Raw genomic sequence first — 21,691 nt, 5'->3', positions numbered from 1 at the left:
CACTGCCAAGTCTTACCCAACCCGGCCGCGACAAGGAAACACCCATCAAAACAGACATTTGTCTTATATTTGCTACATCAAAGCAACGTAGATGAGCATGATTACGGCGATGAGTACGAATATACCGAATATCCATTTCACCACGTTCTGTGCCTGCTTCTCCTGCTTTGCAGAACGTGCGGCACGTTGTAGTTTTCTTTTCTGGCTCATAGTTATTTATTTTTAAGGTAATATATCTGCTCCTTTATCAACGATGTGGCGCATCAAGCAGCCAACCGTTCACTCCTCATCGTTCACCGGAAACTCCATGAGATAGGCCTTGATGAAACCATCAATCTTACCATCCATCACGCCATCGACATCCGATGTCTGGAAATTGGTGCGGTGATCTTTCACACGGCGGTCGTCAAAGACATAACTGCGAATCTGCGATCCCCACTCAATCTTCTTCTTGCCGGCCTCTATCTTAGCCTGTGCCTCCAATCTTTTCTTCATCGCACGGTCGTAGAGTTGCGACTTGAGAAGCACCATAGCCTTCTCTTTGTTCTTCGGCTGGTCGCGCGTCTCGGTGTTTTCGATGAGTATTTCTTCCTCCTCGCCGGTGTCAGGGTCGGTGTACCAATAGCGCAGTCGCACTCCCGACTCTACCTTATTGACGTTCTGACCGCCCGCACCACTGCTTCGGAACGTGTCCCATGACAGTTTCGCAGGATCCACATAAACCTCTATCGTATCATCGACGAGCGGCGAAACAAATACCGATGCGAACGATGTCATTCGCTTACCTTGTGCATTGAATGGCGACACGCGCACCAGTCGGTGCACCCCATTCTCGCTTTTGAGGTATCCGTAGGCATATTCGCTGCCCTCAATCTCCATCGTTACGCTCTTTATGCCGGCCTCGTCGCCATCTTGAATGTTTGAGATGCTGACCTTATAGCCGTTTGACTCGGCCCAACGCATATACATACGCATCAGCATTGATGCCCAATCCTGACTCTCTGTACCACCTGCACCGGAGTTTATCTTCAGTACACAGTCCATCGGGTCTTCCTTCTGGCGCAGCATATTCTTCAGTTCAAGGCTCTCGATGGCCTCAATCGCCTTGCTGTAATCTTCGTCAACCTCCTCTTCCGTGACCATTTTCTCATGGTAGAAATCGAACGCCAGTTGCAGTTCGTCGGCCATCTGTCTCACTTGATTATAACCGTCTATCCACCTCTTAATGTCCTTCACCTTCTTCATCTGCAACTGCGCGCGCTTCGGGTCTTCCCAAAAATCAGGTGCCTGCGTGCGCAATTCCTCCTCCGAATATTCCATTTTCTTACGGTCGATGTCCAAATATCTGTTCAGGTCATCGGCTCTCCTCAACACATCTTTCAGTTGTTCTGCTGTTATCATATCTTCTCTTCATCCGTTTCTGCCACACGAAATGACCACAACGGTACGTATTTCATATTTTAATTAAAAACAAAATCCTCTCTTTCACATATCCAAACGCAAATCAAAGATCGTACGAACTATTCTTCGTACATTTTCTCTATCTCTGCAGCATAGTTAATGCTAAGTATGCGTCGCTTTATTTTCAGCGTATTGGTGACTTCTCCTGCCTCTATCGTGAAATTGTGTGGAATCAGCGTGAAGCATTTTATCTGTTCGTAACCGGCCAACTGCTGCTGCAAGGTATCAATGCGTTCTTTCAGCATCTTATTTATCTTCTTGCTACGACATAAGTCCTCGCGATTGCTGAACGAGATGTTATTCTCTCGCGCATACTCCTCAAGCAGGGCAAAATCGGGCACGATAAGCGCGGAGACATACTTACGCTGGTCGGCTATCACGGCAATCTGATCGATGTATTTGTCAACGAGCAACTTCGATTCTATCATCTGCGGTGCGATGTATTTGCCGTTGGAAGTCTTGTACAGTTCCTTTATGCGCTCTTTCAAGAACAGTTCTCCGTCCTTTATATATCCCGCGTCGCCGGTGCGGAAGAATCCATCTTCGGTGAAAGACTCACGGTTCAGAGCATCGCGTTTATAGTAACCCTTTGTTATCGTGGGTCCCTTGAGCAATATCTCGTTGTTCTCTCCGAATTTCAGTTCTAAGCCTTCTATAATTCTTCCCACGCTACCTATGGTGTACGGCTTGCCTTGATGGTCGTTTGAAACGGTGGCCAGGCTCTCTGTAAGGCCATAACCCACCATCATGTCGAGACCGATAGAATGAACAAACTCCTCTACCTCGGTATTCACATACGAGCCTGCCGTGGGGAAGAAATTCGCGTTTTCGAGTCCGAGTTGCTTTCTCACGAGGGAGAAAATCGCTTTGTCGAACATCTTGTATTCCAGCGACAACAGTAGCGGTGGACGCTTTCCGCGACTGAGATACTCAATATTATGCTTACGGCCAACAGCCAACGCTTTCTTGAACAGTTTTCGCTTCATGACACTAGCAGAGTCTATCTTGGCGCGAACACCGATATACACCTTCTCCCAGAAGCGCGGAACGGAACACATACAGGTGGGATGCGTCTCTATCATAGACTGCTGCACCTCCTTCGGATAGGTGTTTACGATGATTGTCGCACCCCGACTGATAGCGTAGAAATCCCACGCACGCTCAAAGATATGCGTCACAGGGAGGAACATCATCACGCGGTCTTTATCGCCAACGGGCACAGCCTTTCTGTTGGCTTCAATCCCGGCCTCGTATTGTCCGTGTGAAAGCATTACGCCCTTTGAATCTCCGGTGGTGCCACTGGTGTAGAGAATATTTGCGAGATCATCGCTATTGGCTTGCTTATAAAGGCTTTCCAGCTCCGACTGGCGCGGACAATTCTCACCCAACTTCATGAAATCTTCAAAGTAGATTGCGCTTGTATCGTGCGGCTTTATTCGCACCGAGCGGTCGAAGATGACAAGTTTCTCGAGCGAAGGGCATAACGGCAACACACGATTAGCCTTGTCATACTGCTCCTGCTCGCCCACGAAGAGCACACGTATCTGCGCATCACTTACCACATACTGTATCTGTTGTTCACTGCTCGTGGCATAAAACGGCACGGTAACGGCACGAATACCGAACGCTCCGAAGTCGGTATATAGATACTCCACGCAATTCTGAGCGAAGACTCCAACGTTCTCTTGCACCCCGACACCAAGGTTAAGCATAGCGTTGGAAACCTGCTTTACAAGTTGCGAGAACTTGTTCCACGACAGCGACTTCCATTTAAGGCTGCCGAAATCACGGTATATCAACACCTGCCTGTCGCCGTATTTGGCGGCTTGTTTGTGTACGAGTGTCGAAAGATGATATTTTGTCTGCATAAGATTACTCCTTATTGATTATAAACTCCTCTCGTTCTGCAAAATTAAAAATAATTTATGAAAGATGCAAGATATTTTCCATTAAAACCGCTTTCTAAGATTCAGAATAAAATCAAAAGGCCGATTCTAACTTGATGAATAATCAAGAATAAACCCTAACCGAACTCAAATTTCTTATTACAAGAAATTAGAAAACGTTGATTGAAATCCGATTTGGGATAAAAAGAGAGCGCACGGAATCCGTTTTGCCACGTTTTCCATGCGCTCTCCATATTCAATTTGAAGTTCAGAACAGGTAACCCACACTTAAGAATGTATTCCGCGTATGGACGGTTCCACCTGACACGCTGAAATTCTTTCCGTTGGTTTCCGTCAGTCCAAACTCTCCACCAATGCCAAAGACCATTTTGCCATTGTCGGCATAAAAACCGAATGCCACACCCACATCTATCGGATTGAGCAGTTCGTCACTGAAAGTCTGCTTGCTATCCGATCCCGACACGCTGTAATTGCCTGCTACGCCATAGGCAACGAAAGCACCGAGACGAGGTTCGAAGTTCCATTTGCCTAAGTTGATTACATAGCCGCACGTCACGGGAACCTGTATGTAGGCAGCGTGTACAGTCAGTTCACGACTACCGCCCGTCTCATCTGCGGAAAATCCTTTCATCGACATCTCAATCCCTGAATTGATACGCCAATTGGGATTAAAGGCGTAGGTAAACGTAAGACCTATAGCACCGCCTAACACCGATTTGGTACTTTCGGACTTACCGTTGGAGGCATCGAAATCGAGCGAAGCGATATTCAGGGCAGCTTTTACGCCCCATTGCGTACGATTTCCTATCTCTACATTTTCCTGCTGTTGCGCATGCATCGTTCCGGCAACTCCAATCATGCACACTATCATCAGCGCAATCCGCCTTGCGAATGTCACCGATAGAATCTTATTTTTCTTTTTCATATCCTTTTTTCTTTATGCTCCCCTTCCGGAAGTAGATTATTCATTCTTTTTCTCTGTCATTTCCCAATACAGCACAGGGCGTTTACGCTGCGCATCCCACTGCCACGGTGCCGTGTTGTCTGTACCGAAGGGGAAGGCGATTATCTTTTTCTTCATATTCTTGTCGGCTCCGTCGGGCAAACGCCACCATGATTCCTCCTGTATGGTTGAAAGCGGAACGGCACGTTTCGGTGCCAGTTTCACGGGCGGTTGCTCCACATCGTTGCCGTCGTAGCGATGAAGAGACATGTTTTCAAGATAGTAGAATTGGAAATTGGGATGTGACAAGACCATTTTCCCTCCGACAGGGAATGGAGAGGCTTTAGGCAAAGGGGTTCCTGCACCTCTGACCTCAATCAGACGATTCAATGCTACGCTGTTGTTCAATATACCGGTACCTCCCGGGGCAAATACGACAATTCCTCCGGCATTTCCCGAGGAAAACACCGACGCTTCGGAATAACAATACTCGATAAAACCATACTTGCCTTTCGATGAGCCCGGAGTGACTCCAAAGCCAACACCTCCCGACCCTATCCCGATGCCGAAACCGCCTGTCACGACCAATCCGTTGCCGCAGGCGATACCTGCTGCAAAGCCTAACGCCACACGTATGCTTCCGGTGGAGTAACAATGCCGTATATCACCATTATTGACACCCGCAATACATCCGCCGTATTGCCCTCCTTCATATCCCGAAAGTGCTTTCACTTTCTTGCGCGGTTCCGTTTGAGCATACTCGCAAGTAAGTTCGGCAGTCGAGACGCAACATGTAATTTTGCCTATGTTCACTCCGGCTATATTGCCTATATACAGCAATTTCTGTCCGTCGGTATATGTCGGCTTGCCGGTTATGCGCAAGTTCTTTATCTCGCCTTTTCCATCGACAACCCCAAACTCTAAGTTTGCAATATGAATTGCAATAAATAAAGAGATTGCATCGAATAAAAAGTTTATCAATTTATAAAAGTAAACTTTTATTCCGGGATTAATTTTCTTACCTTTGTTGTAAAAAGGAGAAAATTAACCTGACAAGGAACAAGACAAGAACCCCAAATGGGCTTAAAAGCCCTATGACTGTATTTGTCCCCTTGTCAAAGCTGCATAGACCGGATAGAATGCTTAGTCTTCGAGACTATTTAGAGTTGTTGAGTCAAGCTGCTTCCGGTTAATCTCTCCATTTATAACTACAAAGATATGAAAAAAATTATTATTGGAATTGATTTTTCGAAAGAAACTTTCGATGCGACCTTATTGGACTGTCGCAACTCAGAACTTTCAGAAGCAGTGCAATCTGCTGTCCATGAAAAGTTTACCAACAAGAAAGAGGGTTTTAAAGCATTTGTCACATGGATAAAGTCATCTGTAAAGAAGATAAACGCTGATGAACTACTCTTGTGTGGAGAAAAGACCGGTAAATACTCTTTGCCTTTAAGCAACTTCTTGTACGCCAAAGGTTATTCAATATGGCTCGACAGCGGACTTCGCATCAAGAGATCTTTGGGTATCAGCAGAGGTAAGAGTGATAAGGCTGACTCGTTAAAGATAGCCCTCTATGCTTATCGTTATCAAGATATGGCAGTATGTTACGTTCCTTTATCAAAGAATGTTTCCCGACTCAAAGAGTTGTTTCTGTTCCGCCAGCATTTGGTATCTCAAATGAAAGCAATGGCTGTTCGTAAAAATATCACGGATGACTTCAAGAAAGAATTAGGCGATGTAAGATTCATTGTTGATAGTTCAACCAAGATAATTAAACAGATAAAAGCCATCATTAAAAAATGCGAGGAAAAGATGCAGGAACTTATCGAAGAGGATGAGGAACTCAAGACAACCCACGATAGTATTACTTCTGTCAAAGGAATATCTTTGATTAATGCCGCAGCCTTTATCGCTTACACAAATAACTTTAAGGACTTTGGAGGCAATGCAAAGAAGATAGCCACATATTGGGGAGTAGCAGCATTTGCACAAGAGTCCGGAACAAGTGTACATAAGGTGGCAAGAGTAAGTAAGATTGCAAACAAAATGCTCAAATCCTTACTCACACAGGCTGCAAGAATTGCTGTTAGATGGGAACCCAAGTTCAGGCAATATTTTGAACATCTCATCAGCAGAGGAAAACATCAAGGGGTAGCACTGAATAATGTAAAAAACAAACTCATACACGTAATAACGGCATTAGCCGTATCAAAGGAAAAGTATAATCCCGAATACGAATGTATCAACAGATAAATGTAATAAAAAAATGAATAAAATGAATGGATAGAGAATAATCGGAATTCTTGGAACGCAACTGTTAAAAGTAACGTTAAAAACAAGATTTTATTTGGTGGGAAACATAGAATGCAGTCCGACACTTCTATTATCCGTTTCAGGACCGAAACTGTTGAGGGTTATCGTATGGCCGTTGCCGTCAAAAGTTCCGCTAAATCCCATCTCGCCGTCATGATCCAACCGTCCGATGGGTACCCAGTCGTCGAGCGTTAGGTCGTTCATCAATATGTACGAACCGCTCAGAGTTTCCCTGTCCGTACCGATAGCAGCCAGCTCCTCCGCCGTGCGGATTTCGGTCTGCCCCATCGCCAAACCGATAACGGCAACGAGCAGGGCGGTCAGTATTACTATTCTTTTCATGATGATTTTATGTATTGTTTGTATTGTATTTGGTCTCCTTTCCCGCTGCGACACGATTGGCAACGGCATACACCAACAGCGACAGTGGTACAATAATTTGGAGTTTGTCCACAAAATGATCAGGATGTTCTCGTAAGAAGAGAACTTCGATTGGAGTAATACTCCAAAGTGTAAGGATAACGCTGCAAACGCTTGCCGCCATCAGCACATAGTTCGTCAGCGGCAAACGTCCTTTCCTTGCCAGCAGCAATCCGCCGTAAAGGGTAAAAGCAAGAATTCCGAAAATAGATAGGACAAAACCCACATTGATGTTGAAATCAGCACTTTGCGTAATCCTCCAAATTTCTAAGATAATCTGAATAACATACGCAGCGACGATCCATCCGCCCACCGTGCGGGAGCAATCTTTTTTTTGCAGGAAGGCGATTCCCATAACGATAAAAGAAACTGAAACTGAAAAACTACCTAAAATAGACAGCAGAATGTTTAGTTGTCCCGCACTTGTGTACCAACTGTATCGGTTACTGAATAATACATCGACAAGGTTCAGCAAACACAAATGGATTCCGAGAACGGCAAATGCCGTCAGCCACATAAGTGCCTTTTGCCGTAAGGCGATTTTCGGCGTATCCCCCATTGTGGCATCGGGTCGGTTACTGTATCGGTTGTCGCCTGCACTGCCGTCCAAGCACATCAATACGATGAGCCAGATGCCGCCTACAAAAGGAATAAGACTGACGAGCATCCACCAACCGCTACGACCCGTGTCGTGCAGGCGGCGTACACCGACCGCCATGGCCGGAACCGTCGTCACGGCATAATAAATCGCGATCAGTTTGTACATGAATATCAGCCTGTCGCTGTCGTGATCGAAAGAATCGCCGAGCAGCCCCGTCAGCAGTCCGGCGACAAGCGCCCATGCCATTGCGAACAGCAGGTTGAACAACACAAACATCCAAAACTCTTGCCGGCTTGCCCGGCCGCTGAAATCGGCATACTGCCGAAATGCTTTGATAAACCATTTCATATATTTCTCTTAGATTTTATGCCCCCGTTGCCAGAGGTGGGTTGAACATTCATTTATAAAAGAAGCCACAAGGCTACTGACAGTATCACATTTCATTGATTGCCGAAAGAATCCCATAGTAAAAATGCTCATTAAGACGACAAATAGAATCTTTTTCATTGTCTTATCTTTATAATATGTGTTACGTTGTTTAATATACTGTTACAAAATTACCACCTTATCCAAAAACAACAATACCCTACTTGTAGGAGTTTTTACCGTCAGAAGACAAAAATACACATGAAAGCAGGAAATCCGAGAAAAAGTTTCTCGGTTACGAACGAAAAATACTATCTTTGTAACAAAATTATCGGTTATAGACGAAAGATTGCAGACACTCAATAAATACAATCTGTGGGATTCCGAGACCATTGCCGACAGTTTCAAGAAAGTCATTGTTTCGTTCGACAACTTGACACCCCATTGCATTATGGCATCCGCCATGTGCAGGCGTGAAAGTTGGCGGAACTGCTGTAAAATACGGCAGCCGTATCGTAAAACTCCCATAAGTAGGGTATTGCATTTCGGCTGAGGAGCATAATTTTGCAACAAAATCATTGAATATAAAAAATCTTTGCAATATGAAAAGAACAGCTGTCATCCTCCTGCTTGCGTTCATCGTTCTTTCCGCTTTTGCGGAAGAGAAGAACCGCTATGCCGACTCGCTGTTGCACATCATACAGACGAAACGAATGACCGACCTTGAACGGGCTAAACTATATGCCGACATCACTGAATCGTACTGCGCCCATGATATGCCCAACACCTTCAAATATGGCACGATGGGTCTGGAGGCCGCCCTGCGGTGCAATGACAAGACACTGATATTCCGTTTCTACAACTATATCGGATCGACCTACACCTACCGTTGCTCCTACGACACTGCCAAAGTATATCTCGACCTTCAAATCGCCGCAGCAGAGGCCTCCGGCAATAAGAAACTTGTGCAGAAAGCATGGCAGGCGGCAGGTAATTTCTATGCTCGGCAGGGGCAGTTCATCCTTGCCGTGGAGAGTTTCCTTAACATCCTGAAACATTTCGATGGCGATGAGAGTTGCCGCGACTACATCATTGCCCACGGCAACATCGGCGAGTGCTACCGACGTATGGGCAATCCCAAGCGGGCATTGCACTATTTAGAAAGGGAACGCGTCCTGGCGGAGAAATACGGCGAACCTACAGGAATAGGGCAGTCGTACCGTGAACTGGGCTATGTGTATCTTGCATTGGGCGATACGGACAAGGCTTTGGAATGTATGCTGAAAGTGAAACCGAAAGTGCGAGGTACGCCGGTCAATTATGCTGACCTTTGCGAAGCACTTGTCAAAGTTTATCTGATTAAAGGGAAATATCAGGAAGCCCTCGCTTGTGCAGCCGAATGCAAGTATGCTGCCGAGTGGTTGGGCGACCCATATATACACACGCTAACATGGAATATCTACGCCGACATCTACCGTGCACAAGGTCGTTACAGCGAATGCCGAACCGCCGCCCTGAAAGCATGGAACATCGACTCCGTATCGATAAACACTGCACCCGTTTCTGCATTCAACATCGCTTTCGCCTCGGCAATGCTTGGCAGACACGGTGAGGCGGCACGTTTCTTCGGAGCCTACGACCGCATGATGAACGAGAGAACGGACAGGAACTATCACGAAGCACTTTCACAATTGGAGGTGCTGTATGAGACCGAAAAGAAACAACAACAGATTGCCGCTCTCGAAAAGGAAAAGCATTTCTATATATTAATAGGTGTGTCGGGCGCACTTATCCTCCTGCTTGCCTTCGGATTACTTTTCTATCGCCATCGCCTTAACAGCGGAAAGCGTGAACTCGCCGAACGGAAAGTGAAACAGTTGGAACAGGAAAGACAACTTGTAGCCACGCTTGCTCTCTTGGACGGCGAGAATGCCGAGCGCACCCGTCTGGCACGTGACCTGCACGACGGGTTGGGCAGCATGCTCTCGATTGTCAAGTTGCACCTGCATAGCATAAAGGAGTTCTCCTCACTGACGGAAGCGGATGCCGAACGACTTGCCAAAGCTCGCGACATGCTTGATGAACTGGTGGTAGAACTTCGCCGCGTGGCGCACAACTTGATGCCAACATCGCTCTCGCATTGCGGCATTAAGGCTGCATTGGAGGATTTCTGCCGCTCCATACCGATGGCAGACTTTAGGTTCTTTGGTGAGGATACACACCTTGACAGTCGCCTCGAAATTCTCATCTACCGCTGCGCCTACGAACTTGTCAACAATGCGATGAAACATGCCGAGGCCTCACGCATCAACGTGCAACTGACCGTGGACGAAAGCCTCGTTTCGCTTTCAGTACAGGATAACGGCAAGGGTTTCGGCCCCGATACGGTGACGTATGGGGCAGGCTTCACCAACATACGTAACCGCATCTCCGCATACAACGGCAAAATCAGCATCTATTCCTCACCCGGTGCAGGCACGGAAGTAACCATTGAAATAGAACTCGCATCATGATAAAAGTACACATCGCGGACGACCACCGCATGCTGGTCGAAGGATTACAGACAGCCATAGAGGATTCAGGCATAGCCAAGGTTGTGGACACCTCGCACACGCTCGCCGCCTGTCGCATCACACTTCGTTTCAGGCATCCCGACGTGCTGCTCTTGGATATCTCCATGCCCGATGGCAGTGGCATCGATTTCTGTAAGGAGATGTGCGAGGCATATCCGGACATGAAAATCCTGATGCTCACTTCCTATGATGAGTACACGATGGTGAGTCGCGCCCTCACAGCCGGAGCATCCGGATACATCCTGAAAAACGCACTGTCGGAAGAGGTGGTTAAAGGCATTGAGACCGTCATGGCTGGCGACACCTATTTCAGCCGCGACATCGACCGCATGATGAAGAAGCGCATCAACCATTCCGTATGGCTTACAGCCCGAGAGCAGGAACTACTGCGCCATATCGTGGATGGCTGCACCAATCAGCAGATTGCCGACAGGATGTTTCTCAGTGTCGAGACCATAAAGACCTACCGCAAGAACATCACCCAGAAACTCGGCACAAAAAATGCGGCGGAACTTGTGCAAATCGCCATACGCGACAAGTGGGTATAAACAAAGGTAACGAAAAGTGTTGAAGTTTCAAAAAATGATATGAACCCCGAAAGTTAGACAAAAAACTTTCGGGGTTCATATCACATACGATTCAGCATTTTCTATTTTTCCTGCGGTATTACAAATCGTCCTCCAACGCCGTGCTCTTGGCATACGCCGTGCTCTTGGCCTCGAAGAAATCGGTTTTCACCATGTTGGCATTAGAGTATTGTGATACCCATTTCATGTTCTCCGGTTCGGTGCGGTTGTCTTCAAAGAGATAGCCGAATCCGAGACTGTGCCAACGAAGATTGCCGAGATAACGTATATAGTCAGACAGCATTTTCTTGTTCAGTCCATGCACATCATCGCCAATGACATATTGCCCCCATGCTATTTCCTGACGCACTCCCTCGCGCATCATCTCCTCATAGACAGCCACTTTCTCCTCGGTAAACATCTCCGGCTCTTCCTTTTTCAACTCTTGTATGATGTTGCGGAACAGCCACAGGTGGGTGTTCTCGTCACGGTTGATGTAGCGTATCTCTTGTGCCGAGCCCGACATCTTACCGTTTCGGCTCAAGTTATAGAAAAACATGAAGCCACTGTAAAAATAGATGCCCTCGAGAATGAAGTTGGCCATGCATGTCTTCATGAGCGAATACTTGTCGCGATTGTTTTGGAACTCGTTATAGCAGTCGCCAATGAACTTGTTGCGTCGCAGCAGATGCTCGTCGGTTTTCCATTGATAGAGAATACTGTTACGCTCCTCCGGACTACAGATTGAATCGAGCATATAACTGTAACTCTGACTATGCACACACTCCTGAAATGCTTGAATGTGCAGACAAAGATTCACTTCGTTTGCCGTAATATATTCGCATATCGAGGGCAGGTTATTGCTTTGCAGCGAATCAAGGAACACAAGAAAACTCAGTATCTTATCGTATGCCGTGCGTTCTGCCTTGTCAAGGTGCGGATAATCCTTCGTATCCTGGGTGAGATTGATTTCTTCGGGAATCCAGAAGTTGTTCATCGCCTGTCTGTACCAGTCGCTCACCCACTGATAGCGCGTGTTGTTGAAGTCGTTCAGGTTTGTCGTATTCCCCCCTACTATCCTTCTCAAGCGCAAATCAGTGTCGCCTTCTGGATTGAAGAGAGCATTTCTCTTTAAATCATTTTCGTTCATTTCCTTTTGTTCTTATTATGTGCTTGTATTTGTGTTTATGCCGAGCAACTATCACACTCTTCCACTTCAAGCGATTTGCTTCTTACGTAATATATTGTTTTCACTCCGCTCTTCCATGCCAACAGATACAGATTCAGCACTTTGCGCATAGTATAGTCGTTTGTGATGTAGAGGTTAAGACTCTGTGCTTGGTCTATATGTCTTTGACGAACACCCGCCGCACGCACGCTCCATGTCTGGTCAATGAGGTATGCTCCTTTGTAAAGCCAGTATGTTTTGTCCGAAAGACAAGGTGCCACACGTGGCAACATCGCTCCACGTTTCTCTTCCAAGAAGAATTTCTTCATCACCGGGTCGGTGCCTGCCGTGGTTCCGGCAATGATGCTCGTACTGCTTGTTGGGGCGATGGCAAGCAAGTAAGCATTGCGCATTCCCTGCGAGTTCACCTTGTCAGCAATGCGTTTCCATTCGTCAGATATATAGCCACGCTTCTCAAAGTAGGCACCGTTCTGCCAGTCGCTTCCGTCAAATCCGAGATACGAGCCCTTCTCTTTTGCTATGTCCGAACTTGCCTCTATTGCAGCGCGGTTGATTCTTTCGAACACTTCGTCAACGAAAGAAAGGTGGGCTTCGCTTTCCCATTTTATTCCGCGTATGGCAAGGGCGTGGTGATAACCGCTCACGCCAAGTCCGATGCTGCGGTAGCGATGATTGGTTATGCGTGCATAGTGTAGGGGATAGAAGTTCAAGTCTATCACATTGTCGAGGGCACGAACCACGGTATAGACTTTCTCTTTCATTTCCGCTTCGTTTTCCAAAGGCAGATGTCCGAGCGACAGACTGGCAAGGTTACAGACAACGAAATCGCCCGGTCGCGTGGTCTTCACCACCACCGTATCACCCTCTTGCGTAACTATTTCGTTCGAAACGGTTTCTATGGGCGACATGTTCTGTGCAATTTCCGTGCATAGATTCGAGCAATAGATGATGCCCTTGTGGTTGTTGGGATTGGCGCGGTTTACGATGTCACGGTTGAATGTGAACGGCGTACCGGTCTCCACTGCCGAACGAAGCACCAGTCGCACGATGTCCTTAACCGACATAACGCGGCGTGACAGGCGCATATCGTCCACACAGTCCTTGTATCTTCGTTCCCACTCTTCGCCGTAATAATCCTCAAGGCAATATCCCTTTACCGACATTATTTCGTTCGGACAGAACATGTACCATTTGTTGTCAAGGTCTTCTTCTGCCATGCGCCAGAACAAGTCGGGATAGCACACGGCCGGAAATATGTCATGAGCCTTCATGCGGTCGTCGCCATTGTTGGTTCTGAGTTGCAAGAACTCCGGCAGATCCTTATGCCACACATCAAGATAAACCGCAACGGCACCCTGACGCATACCAAGTTGATCGACAGCCACTGCGGTGTCATTCACCAACTTCATCCATCTTATCGTACCGCCTGCGGCACCTTTAAATCCGCGTATTTTACCGCCTGCGGCACGCACTTTGCCGAAATACATACCCATTCCGCCGCCGAACTTACTCACCATTGCGAAGTTATCGATGCTCCTATAGATTCCTTCCAGACTGTCGGGAACAGTGTCTATGAAGCAACTCGACAACTGATGGAACGGCTTACGGGCATTTGACAGGGTCGGTGTAGCCATTGTCACCTCCAAACGACTCAGGATATCATAGAACCTTTTCACCCACGACATCCTGTCGGTTTTCTCGTTCATCGCAAGATGCAATGCTATACCGAGATACATTTCCTGAACTCTCTCGATTGGTTTTTGTGAATATGTGCGTATCAGATAACGCTTGTCGAGCAGGTCAAGACCCGAATAGTTGAGCAGGTGGTTGCGTTCCGGTCTCATGAATGTCGCCGCCTCTTCTATTTCTTCCTTGGAATAGGCATCAAGAATATACTCGCCGTAGAGTTTCTCGTCTGCCAGAAAGCGCAACTTGTCATACAAACAAAGTATTCCCTCTGCCTCTTCCACTTTCTTTATCTCCTCCTCACGCTTGAACGAAAGCAGTCGCGCGGCAATAAATTCCCAGTCGGGAACTTCCTGTGTCGTCATTTCCACGGCAGCCTTTATCAGTGCGGCGAGTTTCTCTTGCGGCTTCATCGCGTGCTTTACGAAACTCCCGAACTTGTCGGCCAGCAACGAAATACTATACTCGTTACCATTGAAGTCTCTTACGATTCCCCTGAGTACATCGCCAAGCGCATCGTTCTCTATTTCATTGACTATGCTGTTCAGCGACCTGCGCTGCTCATTTCTCTGCCATCTGAAAAGGATATAACTCTTTGCCTCGTTATAATATCCGTTGCGCATCAGGCACTGTTCCACTTCGTCCTGAATGTTCTCAACGGTTCGCTTCAGTGGGTTTTCGATTATTATTTTCTCTACCGCAGCCACCATCGAGTAGAGTCTTTCCTCGTCAGGTGTCTGTCCGGTACTTGCAAAACTTTTCCTTATGGCTACGGCAATCTTTTCCTTATCGTATTGTTCTGCCGCACCATTTCTTTTTATAATTTCCATAAAACGCAATAATTATTTTACGAGCAATTTACGGGTTACAGCGTCTGCGCCACGCTGTAGCGTAACGATATATATGCCTGCGGGCAGACTGATTGCGGTATCGGCGGCCACGGTGTCGTTAAAGAGCACTTTACCGTTCGCGCCGAGTATGGTTGTCTTAACCTCGCAGTCGGTGGTTATCGTAATCTCATGATTGCCTCCCTCTGCCGTTGCGGTAACGCGCTGCGCACCATCAATAGCCGTTACCAATGCGAATTTCACTGCAATATCTGTTGCTCTGGTAATTGTGAATTTATTGTCGATAACGTCTTCTCCGTTCGCTTTCATCGAAGTCACAGAATAACCGTTCTCCGGAGTTGCCTCAACGGTGATTACCGTGTTCTTCTTCACTTTCGAACCGCTGCTTACCACATTGTTGCCGGCATCTTTCACAACCACCTCGCCATTGGTGTAAGGCAGCACAGTGATGTAAGCATCGTTACAACCGGTGCCATCACCGTTATCGGTGTAGTTCATCAACCATAGTTTCGCTTTGGCAATCAATGTCTCCGAGTGCTCCACGTCGTTGGCATTCACTCCGCCTGCTATCCACAGTTTGGTTGGCGTTGTGCTTCCCGTAACGTCTTCGCCCGGATCAACATACATCGGAAGTTTGTAGTAGAAATCGTTCAACTGACAAGCATCCCATCCGTTACTGCGCACCTCAATATACCATATCGAGGGATTTGCCGAGAGGTCGAGCGATGCGAGAGTGTTCTCTGCGGCACCAAGTTTTTCGAGCAATGTGTTCTTGGAAAGGTCGAGTTGGCTGAGTTTGTTATGACTGACAGACAGAACGAGCAACTTGGTGTTGTTCTTGAGGTCTATATTCTCAATGAGATTGTTGCCCACATTGAGTTCTTTCAGTTCGGCCATGTTTGACACATCAACATTTTGCAGAGCACAGTTTGTGAGGTTCAAGTAAATCAGTTTGTCGTTCTTCGACAAGTCGATGTTGCTTATTTGAGTATTCTTGAGATTCACATACTCCAGTTCCGGATTGTTCTTTATGTCTATGGCACTCATATTTCCAAGCCCATACGCCCTCAGTTGTTGCAACATCGGGCTGTTCGTAACATCCACATTGTTAATACTTTTGTTCATCGACACATCAAGATAGAGCAAATCATGCTGGTTTGTAACGTCTATTTCCGCCAGTTGATTGAAGTATAGATCGAGATATTTCAGTTTGTCATTCTTCGACAAGTCTATCGCAGAAATCTTGTTGTCTGTGGCATAGTCCGGGTAACTTTCGCAATTCAGATAAGTCACGTCACCGTAGATTTTCACCTGCGTACCCTCTGTTGTTCCATCGATGAATGTCCATTTTGTCGTGGCAGTATATTCTTTCAACTCACCATCTCCCCAGTCTATTCTCACCGGAGTATTGGCATTGTCGGCACCGATGCCGTATGTACTTTTCTGTCCGAGTGGCACGGTCAGCGTAATACACCTTTCACTGTCCGCTCCTTCGAACACTGCTTTTACGTCAGCATTCGCAGTTACGGTGAAGAGAGTGTCCTGAACGAGTTTTCCATCGACCATTACGCCCTTGTATTCTTTTCCTTCCTCGGCAGTGTAGCGCACGCAAAGGATTGAGCCGGGCACCACCTTACCGTCGCTACCCACCTCATTGTAATGACGTTCGAAGGCATTATGATCCGGCGAATATGTCATATCGCGCTTCATTACCTTGTATGTACCGCCGGTAGTGGGCTGTTGCGTTATCACCACATCGTCCATCGGGCACGAGCCATCGCCCTTGACATCAATGTTCCAATGAGAGTCCGAATTGTTGTTCATGAGATACTTCTCTGCATTTGCCGTCTCTCCGTTGCATCCTGCCACGTACATATAGCCGGTGCGGTCGGGGTCTTGTGTCGTGCTATACATGAAATTGAGCGACTGCGGAGTAAAGTTTGTATTGCCTTGCAGGTAAAGATAGCGCAGCGTGAAATAGTTTGCAGTGAAGTCGAGGAACTCAAGATCGCAAGCCTTTGCCGACAAAGTCTGCAGCCATTTCAGTCCGCTCACTTCCAAACGATTGATTCGCAGTGAGTCACAATAAAGGGATCTCATCGAGGCCATCTTTGAAACATCGAGTTTGGTAAGTTTTGTTTTGCTTACGTTGAGACTTTTTAGTTTGCTGTTGTTTGAGAGATTAAGTTTCTCTATGTCGTTGTATGCTATCGTCAGGCTCTGCAGTTCGGTGTTCGCGGCAACGTTAATTTTTGTGAGTTTGTTGTGAGCCACCGAGAGGTTTTCCAGTGCTGTCAGTTCGCTAACGTCAATAGCAGAAATCATATTGTTGCTTACGTTCACCGATGTTAGCGCAGGATACTTGGCAGATGGCAGTGAGATGTCCATCAGCGAATTGTCATGAAGATCTATACTTGTGAGATTCGGGAAGTTGTAAGTATCATAGAAATGCGACACGTCACAGCCGTACATAGTTATCATCTTCATGTTCGGGTTGTTGTCGGCAAACGCCACAGTGCTCAAACTCGGGTTTTCGTAAATGTCGAAAAATTCCAACTTAGAGAATTCCCGCAAGTTCAGGATATGAATATTGTTGTTTGCCAATGACAGCACATTGAGGTTTTGGGCATCGCCGAGGTCGAGTGTGGCGTATGTCAGCAAGTTCTTGGAGACATTGAGTTTTTTCAATCCCGACTGTCCCTCTAACTTCAGAGCCGTTAAGCCTTGCTCGTTGACAGACAATTCGGCGAGTACTCCATATATTTTTACGGTGTTACCTTTCAGCACTCCTTCTGTTCTGAGTTGGTAAGGCATCATCGTAGGACTCATTTGATAGTCTTTTTTCTCTCCGTCTCCCCAATCAACAGAGATTATGCCTTCGGCCAATGGCATAGGATTAAAAACAAAAGTGTCACCATAAGACTTGTTTGTGGTCATGGTGATTACGCTCTCTGCCGACATATTTAGCACGGCACATACGAGCATCGAAAAAAGAAATAGTAGTTTTCTCATTTATGGTTATTTGTTTAATTATGGCTGCAAAAATAAGAAAAACCATTGTAATAATCATAAAAATTAAAAAAATTAACGTATTCAATGAATGTGAACCGACACAAGATTCCACATGTCTTCGCACAAGCAACAACCCTATCTAAATAGCATTTCATATTTTTGCAAAGCATTGAAAATCAAACAATAACACACATAATGCCACTACAACTATTCCTTTTCCACATATCATAATCTCTATTTACTGTCATAACTCTAACGGAAAAATTATCGCCAAGAAAACAAAATGGGCGAAATTAGTCGGCAAAATGGGCGAAATTGCAGAGTAAATTGGGCGAAATTGGTCGGCGAAAGGATATAAAACGGAATATGAAGGGACGTGGAATGGTATTCCAAGCAAATGCGCCCTAACTGCCGTTTGGGTTCAAAGTCATTACAAAAGTGAATGATTAGGCTGAAGATTGCTAAATAAGTGTAAAAAAGAAAGATGAGGAATGAGTAGTGATTAAAATTTTGTAATTTTGCATTCCAATTATCTTTAATATAGCACTCAAATAATTTATTTATGGGTATCGAAACAAGTGGAATCGCATTTGCACGTGACGGATTGAACGAGAAAGAAGTGAACGAGAGTCGTTCAAAGCATGGCGACAATATGCTTACACCACCGCGTAAAGTACCAATATGGAAATTATATATTGAGAAATACAAAGACTCAATAATTCTGATATTGCTTGTTGCCGCGACAGTTTCGCTTATCCTCGCGTTCGTCGATGGCAAATTCATGGAAACAATAGGCATCTTCATTGCCATATTCCTTGCCACCACCATCGGTTTTTACTTTGAATATGATGCTGCAAAGAGGTTTGAAATGTTGTCATCGCTAAACGAGGAACAGCCGGTGAAGGTGAGACGCGGCGGACAAGTGACGAACATAGCAAGGCGCGATGTGGTTGTAGGCGACATCGTTTTCGTGGAAACGGGCGACGAAATACCTGCCGACGGTATGTTGATTGTTTCGTCAGACCTGCAAATAGACGAGTCATCGCTCACGGGAGAACAGTTGACCACGAAGCACGCCGACACTGATAAGTATGGCAAGGGCGATTCGGCATACCCGCAGAATATGGTGCTGCGCTCCACAATGGTGATGAACGGCAGCGGCGAATATTCTGTCACGGCCGTGGGTGACCACACAGAAATAGGCAATGTGGCACGCAGCAGTACCGAGGACACCGGAATAAAGACTCCACTCGACCTACAACTCAATCGCTTGGCAAAACTAATCAGCAAGGTGGGGTTTGCCATTGCCGGAGCAGCCTTTGTGATTTTTCTTGTCCACGACATAATAACAAACACCACCCTTTGGCACTCTGACAATTATCTCGGCATGGCAGAGGAGATTCTGAAATACTTCATGATGGCCGTGACGCTTATCGTAATGGCCGTGCCAGAAGGTCTGCCGATGGCGGTAACGCTGGCTTTGGCACTGAACATGAGGCGAATGCTGAAGAGCAACAACCTCGTAAGAAAACTGCATGCATGCGAGACAATGGGAGCAGTAAACGTGATTTGCACCGACAAAACCGGCACTCTGACGCAAAACAGAATGCGTGTGGAGGAGATGATGATTTTCGGTGACAATGAAAAACTGCAACAGGAACTGCTTACAACGGCCATTGCCATTAACACCACCGCACATACCGGCGTGGGCAATCCAACTGAGGTGGCTCTACTGGAATGGGTAAGCAGCAAGGGGATTGACTATCAAAAGGTGCGCAGCGAGGCCGAGACAACCGACCTGATGCCGTTCTCCACCGAACGCAAGATGATGGCAACGGCTGTCAAGGTGGAAGGAAAAGAATGGCTGTTCGTTAAAGGTGCACCGGAAATAGTAATGCAAATGTGTGACATTGATGACGGGGAGCGTAGCCGTGCCGAAGCGTTCCTTAATGAGAAACAGGGCAAAGCAATGCGCACATTGGCATTGGCGGCGAAACCATTCGTAGGAGATAAGATTGAGAACGAACTGAAAGGGCTGCGCCTACAGGCAATAGCAGCACTCGAAGACCCGATACGCGAGGATGTTCCGGATGCCGTGGCACAGTGTCAAAACGCAGGGATAGAGGTAAAGATAGTCACCGGCGACATCTCGGGAACAGCGATAGAGATTGCGCGACAAATAGGTATTAAGCCGAGCAATGGCTTCCATATAACAGGTGCAGAGTTCGCCGCACTGAGCGACGAGGAGGCATTTGCAAGGGTGGAAAGACTGAAAGTGATAAGCAGGGCGCGCCCGCAAGACAAACAACGGTTGGTGCAGATGTTGCAGAAGCACGGCAACGTGGTGGCCGTAACAGGTGACGGAACGAACGATGCACCTGCGCTACACCATGCACATGTGGGTCTTTCGCTCGGCTCGGGCACCAGTGTGGCAAAGCAGGCAAGCGACATGACGCTGCTCGACGACTCGTTCAGAAGCATCACGCATGCCGTGATGTGGGGACGTTCGCTGTATAGGAACATTCAGCGATTTCTTTTCTTCCAGTTGGTAGTAAATCTAACGGCTTTGTTACTGGTGCTTGCCGGTTCGCTGATAGGCACCGAACTGCCGCTCACCGTGACTCAGATATTATGGGTAAACCTGATAATGGACACCTTCGCAGCAATGGCTCTCGCCTCACTGCCGCCATCGCGTGAGGTGATGAAGGACAAACCACGCTCACAAAATGACTTTATCCTTTCGCGACCGATTATCCGAGGCATACTGTTTTGCGGTCTGTCGTTCTTCGTTATGTTGTTCGCCATGCTGTGGCACTGCCTATATGACGATGCCGATTTCGGTGTGCAACGACACGAACTGACCATTTTCTTCACCACTTTCGTGATGTTACAGGTGTGGAATCTGTTCAATGCGAAGACACTTGGCAGCAGTCACAGTGCCTTCCGCTACCTGCTGCGTGACCACGGGTTGCTCATTGTACTGCTATCAATCATGGTGGGACAGTGGCTCATAGTTGAGTTTGGCGGCAACATGTTCCGCACCGACGGCCTGACTTGGCAGGAATGGGCTTTGATAATTTCTGCCACTTCGATTGTGATGTGGCTCGGCGAGGTGTGGAGGCTGATTAAACGAATAAAGAATAACATAGCAAATGACGCAAGATAAGACAATAAAGAACATAGTGTTCGACTTCGGCGGCGTGCTCGTTGGGCTGGACAAGCACCGCTGCATCGCAGCTTTGGACATCATCGGGGCGCGAGAAATATCGGGATATGTGGACGAGTGCCGACAGGAAGACTTGTTTCACGACCTTGAGATAGGACGCATCGACGTGGAGGAGTTCTGCAACGAGGTGAGACGGAAATCTCCTCTTTGCACCGCTTCTGATGAGAAGATAGCGTGGGCGTGGGGCGAACTGCTCACGGGAATACCGCAGGAGAAACTGCAAAGGATTGCAAGTCTGAAAAAAGACTACCGCATATTTCTGCTCAGTAACACCAACGTGATACACTGGAAGCGTTCGGTTGAAGAATACTTTCATTGCGGCGAACTCGGCGTTGATGACTTGTTCGAACGCATATTCCTCTCATACGAAATGGGAATGGTGAAGCCTGAGCGCGATATTTTCCTCACCATGCTTGCCGAAGCACAGATTGATGCTGCCGAGACACTGTTCATCGACGACTCTGCCGCCAACTGTGCCGCAGCAGAAAGCATTGGCATAAACACGCTGCACGACCCGGAAGGGTGGCTGTGGATGAAGAAACTGTGACCGCTTGGTTACGAAAAAACAATAAAAAGA

General features: G+C 47.0%; 15 protein-coding genes. 5 read left to right on the top strand and 10 right to left on the bottom strand.

All coding sequences use genetic code 11. The features are described from left to right. Positions 1–72: 72 nt before the first annotated feature. The 5 genes from EHV08_RS11555 to EHV08_RS08500 form a co-directional block, all read right to left on the bottom strand. Positions 73–210: a hypothetical protein gene (locus tag EHV08_RS11555; RefSeq protein ID WP_203227063.1), complete on the bottom strand. Its 138-nt coding sequence runs from the start codon at positions 208–210 to the stop codon at positions 73–75. Between the two features lie 69 nt (positions 211–279). Then, positions 280–1,401 carry a peptide chain release factor 2 gene (prfB, locus tag EHV08_RS08515; RefSeq protein WP_126678900.1) on the bottom strand — a complete coding sequence of 374 codons (1,122 nt, stop codon included), beginning with the start codon at positions 1,399–1,401 and terminating at the stop codon, positions 280–282. Positions 1,402–1,520: 119 nt separating this feature from the next. Next, positions 1,521–3,329 carry an AMP-dependent synthetase/ligase gene (locus tag EHV08_RS08510; RefSeq protein WP_126678899.1) on the bottom strand — a complete coding sequence of 603 codons (1,809 nt, stop codon included), beginning with the start codon at positions 3,327–3,329 and terminating at the stop codon, positions 1,521–1,523. A gap of 286 nt (positions 3,330–3,615) precedes the next feature. Beyond that, positions 3,616–4,293 (bottom strand): porin family protein, encoded by a 678-nt coding sequence (locus EHV08_RS08505; RefSeq protein WP_126678898.1) that lies wholly within the window; start codon positions 4,291–4,293, stop codon positions 3,616–3,618. 36 nt (positions 4,294–4,329) lie between these two features. After that, entirely contained in the window at positions 4,330–5,292 is a 963-nt protein-coding gene (locus tag EHV08_RS08500; RefSeq protein ID WP_126678897.1) for a hypothetical protein, read from the bottom strand. 237 nt (positions 5,293–5,529) lie between these two features. Between EHV08_RS08500 and EHV08_RS08495 the strand changes: the two genes are divergently transcribed. Next, entirely contained in the window at positions 5,530–6,567 is a 1,038-nt protein-coding gene (locus tag EHV08_RS08495) for a transposase (protein ID WP_126677588.1), read from the top strand. A 90-nt stretch (positions 6,568–6,657) separates the two neighbouring features. Here the strand turns inward: EHV08_RS08495 and EHV08_RS08490 are convergent, their stop codons facing one another. Together EHV08_RS08490 and EHV08_RS08485 are read right to left on the bottom strand one after the other, a co-directional pair. After that, the gene (locus EHV08_RS08490) at positions 6,658–6,969 is read right to left on the bottom strand and encodes a hypothetical protein (RefSeq protein ID WP_126678896.1); all 312 of its coding nucleotides are present in this window, start codon (positions 6,967–6,969) and stop codon (positions 6,658–6,660) included. Positions 6,970–6,976: 7 nt separating this feature from the next. Continuing rightward, on the bottom strand, positions 6,977–7,996 hold the full coding sequence (locus tag EHV08_RS08485) for a DUF805 domain-containing protein (protein WP_126678895.1): 1,020 nt from the start codon (positions 7,994–7,996) through the stop codon (positions 6,977–6,979). Between the two features lie 620 nt (positions 7,997–8,616). Here EHV08_RS08485 and EHV08_RS08480 point away from each other — a divergent pair. Continuing rightward, positions 8,617–10,527: a tetratricopeptide repeat-containing sensor histidine kinase gene (locus tag EHV08_RS08480; RefSeq protein ID WP_126678894.1), complete on the top strand. Its 1,911-nt coding sequence runs from the start codon at positions 8,617–8,619 to the stop codon at positions 10,525–10,527. Beyond that, positions 10,524–11,135, top strand: a complete 612-nt coding sequence (locus tag EHV08_RS08475; protein WP_126678893.1) for a response regulator — start codon at positions 10,524–10,526, stop codon at positions 11,133–11,135. The genes EHV08_RS08480 and EHV08_RS08475 overlap by 4 nt, the downstream gene beginning before the upstream one ends. Positions 11,136–11,253: 118 nt before the next feature. On the opposite strand, the gene EHV08_RS08470 is transcribed toward EHV08_RS08475, so the two are convergent. Genes EHV08_RS08470 through EHV08_RS08460 form a run of 3 tightly spaced genes read right to left on the bottom strand, consistent with a single transcriptional unit; the run spans position 11,254 to position 17,888 of the window. Continuing rightward, complete coding sequence (locus tag EHV08_RS08470) at positions 11,254–12,303, bottom strand: ribonucleotide-diphosphate reductase subunit beta (protein WP_126678892.1); 1,050 nt, start codon at positions 12,301–12,303, stop codon at positions 11,254–11,256. Positions 12,304–12,338: 35 nt separating this feature from the next. After that, positions 12,339–14,858: a ribonucleoside-diphosphate reductase subunit alpha gene (locus EHV08_RS08465; RefSeq protein ID WP_126678891.1), complete on the bottom strand. Its 2,520-nt coding sequence runs from the start codon at positions 14,856–14,858 to the stop codon at positions 12,339–12,341. A 12-nt stretch (positions 14,859–14,870) separates the two neighbouring features. Next, entirely contained in the window at positions 14,871–17,888 is a 3,018-nt protein-coding gene (locus EHV08_RS08460; RefSeq protein WP_126678890.1) for an InlB B-repeat-containing protein, read from the bottom strand. 562 nt (positions 17,889–18,450) lie between these two features. On the opposite strand from EHV08_RS08460, the gene EHV08_RS08455 reads away from it, so the two are divergent. After that, positions 18,451–21,054: a calcium-translocating P-type ATPase, PMCA-type gene (locus EHV08_RS08455; protein ID WP_126678889.1), complete on the top strand. Its 2,604-nt coding sequence runs from the start codon at positions 18,451–18,453 to the stop codon at positions 21,052–21,054. Beyond that, positions 21,041–21,661: an HAD family hydrolase gene (locus EHV08_RS08450; protein WP_126678888.1), complete on the top strand. Its 621-nt coding sequence runs from the start codon at positions 21,041–21,043 to the stop codon at positions 21,659–21,661. The genes EHV08_RS08455 and EHV08_RS08450 overlap by 14 nt, the downstream gene beginning before the upstream one ends. Positions 21,662–21,691: the final 30 nt, after the last annotated feature.

The sequence above is a fragment of the Prevotella koreensis genome, assembly GCF_003977605.1.
Classification (GTDB): domain Bacteria; phylum Bacteroidota; class Bacteroidia; order Bacteroidales; family Bacteroidaceae; genus Prevotella; species Prevotella koreensis.
The sequence above is the reverse complement of the archived record's forward strand: the minus strand, read 5'-3'. Positions and strand labels throughout refer to the sequence as shown.